Origin of the sequence: Microvirga sp. KLBC 81 (assembly GCF_003075415.1) — a bacterium.
Taxonomy (GTDB): Bacteria; Pseudomonadota; Alphaproteobacteria; order Rhizobiales; family Beijerinckiaceae; genus Microvirga.
In genome coordinates this window covers 1-2,588 of record NZ_QDAH01000198.1, presented here as the reverse complement: position 1 = coordinate 2,588, position 2,588 = coordinate 1, and the positions used below count along the sequence as shown (strand labels likewise).

At 59.9% G+C, this 2,588-nt stretch carries 1 protein-coding gene and 1 pseudogene; one reads left to right on the top strand and one right to left on the bottom strand.

The window, feature by feature from the left end; genetic code table 11:
* Positions 1-100, top strand: a pseudogene (locus tag DC522_RS33055) (IS5/IS1182 family transposase); the annotation flags it as partial.
* 153 nt (positions 101-253) lie between these two features.
* Here the strand turns inward: DC522_RS33055 and DC522_RS33050 are convergent.
* On the bottom strand, positions 254-2,128 hold the full coding sequence (locus DC522_RS33050) for a phytase (protein WP_116532637.1): 1,875 nt from the start codon (positions 2,126-2,128) through the stop codon (positions 254-256).
* Between the last annotated feature and the right edge of the window lie 460 nt (positions 2,129-2,588).

Below are 2,588 nucleotides of genomic sequence, written 5' to 3'. Positions count from 1 at the left end.
GCTCAAGCAATGGCGGAGAATTGCCACCCGCTACGACAAGCTCGCCACCAACTTCCTCGGCTTCGTCAAACTTGCCAACATCATGCTCTGGCTCAAATGATTAATTGGTCACTACAGCCTAGAGGCCGTGGTGCAGGCCAAGCGGCGGCGGGGCTATCAGGATCTGTGAGCGCGAGCAACCCGCGCCAGCCCGTAACGGACAAAGCTCGCAGGGTGGGTTGATCCACCCTGCGAGGGCTGGGATTGCGATACGCTAGAGGGCCAAATCCCAGGGCCTGTGCGTGGTGTCGGTGATCAGGTTGCCCAGCCCCGCCACATCGGCCCAATCGACGAACTTGTAATTGGAGGTGCTGCTGCCGGTGTTGTCATGGTCGTGCACCACGAAAAGCCCATTCGGGTACAGCGGGCCCAGCCCGGCGTTGGTTACATCCAGGCCATCCGTTCCCGTGACCGCATCGAAGCCATTGCCGGCTCCGATCTTGAACGAGCCGAGATAAGCATTGCTGCCACGGTCATAGACTGCATAGCGGTCGTCGCCCTGGCTCGAGGCGATCAGGTACCCGGTGCCGTTCTGGCCATAGTAGATGCTCAGCCCTTCCACGTCTGCCGTGAGATGCCCCTTGCCAACTGGATCTACCAACGTGCGCGAGGACCCGGATGCCGGATCGGCACTGTACCGCCAGAGGCCGACATTTTCTTCGGAGACGTAGAAGGCGCCGGTCTCATCGTCGACCACCATGCCCTCGGACTGCGAGCCCACCTCGAGGGTGCGAACCGCCGTGCCCTTGACCGTGCCGCTGCTGCCGTCGAGCTCGAACTGGCGCAGAGTGCCGTCCTGTTCGGTGGTATAAGCGTAATAGGTGCCATCCGCCGAATGAGACATCGCAAAGCCGTAGATGCTCAGACCCGTCGGAACGTTGCCCACTGCGGTGAGTTCGCGGGTGTCCGGATCGACGGTCCAGAAGTCGATGGTGTCCTTGGAAGTGTTGGAGGCCCCTACCAGGTCCACGATCTTGCCGCCTAGATTGAAGCCATAGCGGACATCGACATTGTTCTGGGCTGTGCCAGTTGCAATATGATGGATGACGTTGCCCTGCAGGTCGTAGACGTAGAGCCCGCCATCGCTGCCGCCCTTGTCCGTGCCGATCACCACGCTCTTGGACGGATCGGCCCTGTTGACCCAGATGGCCGGATCATCGGCGACATCGCCGGAGCCGGCCACCGACGGTGTCTCCGTCGTGGCCGCCACCGTGCCCGTGAAGGGTGTATCCGGCGGTGTGGTAGCGGCACTCACGTTGATGAGAACGCTGGCTGTGTCCGTACCGCCCTGACTGTCACTGACGGTGTAGCTGAAGCTGTCATCGCCGAGAAAACCCGTATCCGGGGTGTAGGTGATGCTGCCGTCCGGGTTGAGGACCGCCGTGCCGTGCCCAGGATCAGCGACGTCGCTGACCGAGAGCAAGTCATTGTTGGCGTCGGTGTCGTTGCTCAGCACCGGGATCGTCACGGGGACATTCTGGTCCGTGGAGGAGGTATCGTCGGTCGCCACCGGCGCCACGTTGGTGTCGTCCGGGGGCGGCGTGTCGAGGGTGTACTTGATCGTGAGGATCGGGGCGAAGCCACTCTCGGAGGATGAGAAATCCCAGCCATCTCGGTTTTGGCCCAGGAAGACCCAGCCGTAGTTGTCGGCTCCGTTGGCCCAGGCCTGCAGGCTCTCGGTCACGTCAAAGGTGCTCGCTCTGAGCGAGGACTGATACCCAATGGCAAGGTCGGCTGCGGCTGCTGCCTCGGTGCCGTCGGCCTGAATACCGCCGTCGAGCGAGGTCCAGGTGTCGGTCTCGTCCCAGGAGGTCAGCATCTGGTGGAGGATGGCTCCACCGCCAGTGTTCGTGGTCTGCAGGGTAAGGGTGGCTTCGGTGATGTGTGCGCCTGTGGGGATCCGCCCAGATTCAAGGCCGAACAGATTGTCAAACCGCAGCAGGACCTGATTGGCCCCGCCATCGTCATCCTTGTCTGCGCTGAGGCTGGTCGCAGAGCCATAGCTTGTATTGGATTTGGCTTCCCTCAACATCGTGTCGTAGGTGCCGCTGTAGCCGTTCACGCCTTGTTGGAGGACCAATTCTGGCATAGGGCCGTCTCCTCGATTGTAGTCCCTGTACTGCAAGTATTCGCTTGTATGGACAGGGAGGAGAGAGCAGGATTTTGACGCAAATCGACATATTCATTGTCTTCAACACGATAATTTATTGGCAAAAACAAGGTATGTAGAACCGGTAACTCGTATTGGGTACTTTATCGCTAGTGAATGATTGCAAATTTATAGAGTCTGGTGCCATGTCGTTATCTGTAGAGGTAGCTCGAAAGTTTTAGGTTGTCCGTTGCCTGCTCTTTCTGAACGGCGGAAGGGGGGATTAAGCAGGCTGAGGCGGGGACGGCTGGAAGCGCGAGGCATTCCACCAGTCCGGCGACGAGGAAGCTTATAGGGACAACATCATCCCGAGGAGCACCGTCTGATCCTCCCTCGCGTTGGTGGACACCTTTGCTAAGCTCCTGAGGGAGTGGGAGGGGGTTCGATGACGAAGACGAGG

Coding starts and splice junctions, on each gene's coding strand:
- DC522_RS33050 (WP_116532637.1), bottom strand. CDS start 2,128: ATGCCAGAATTGGTCCTCCAACAAGGCGTGAACGGCTACAGCGGCACC.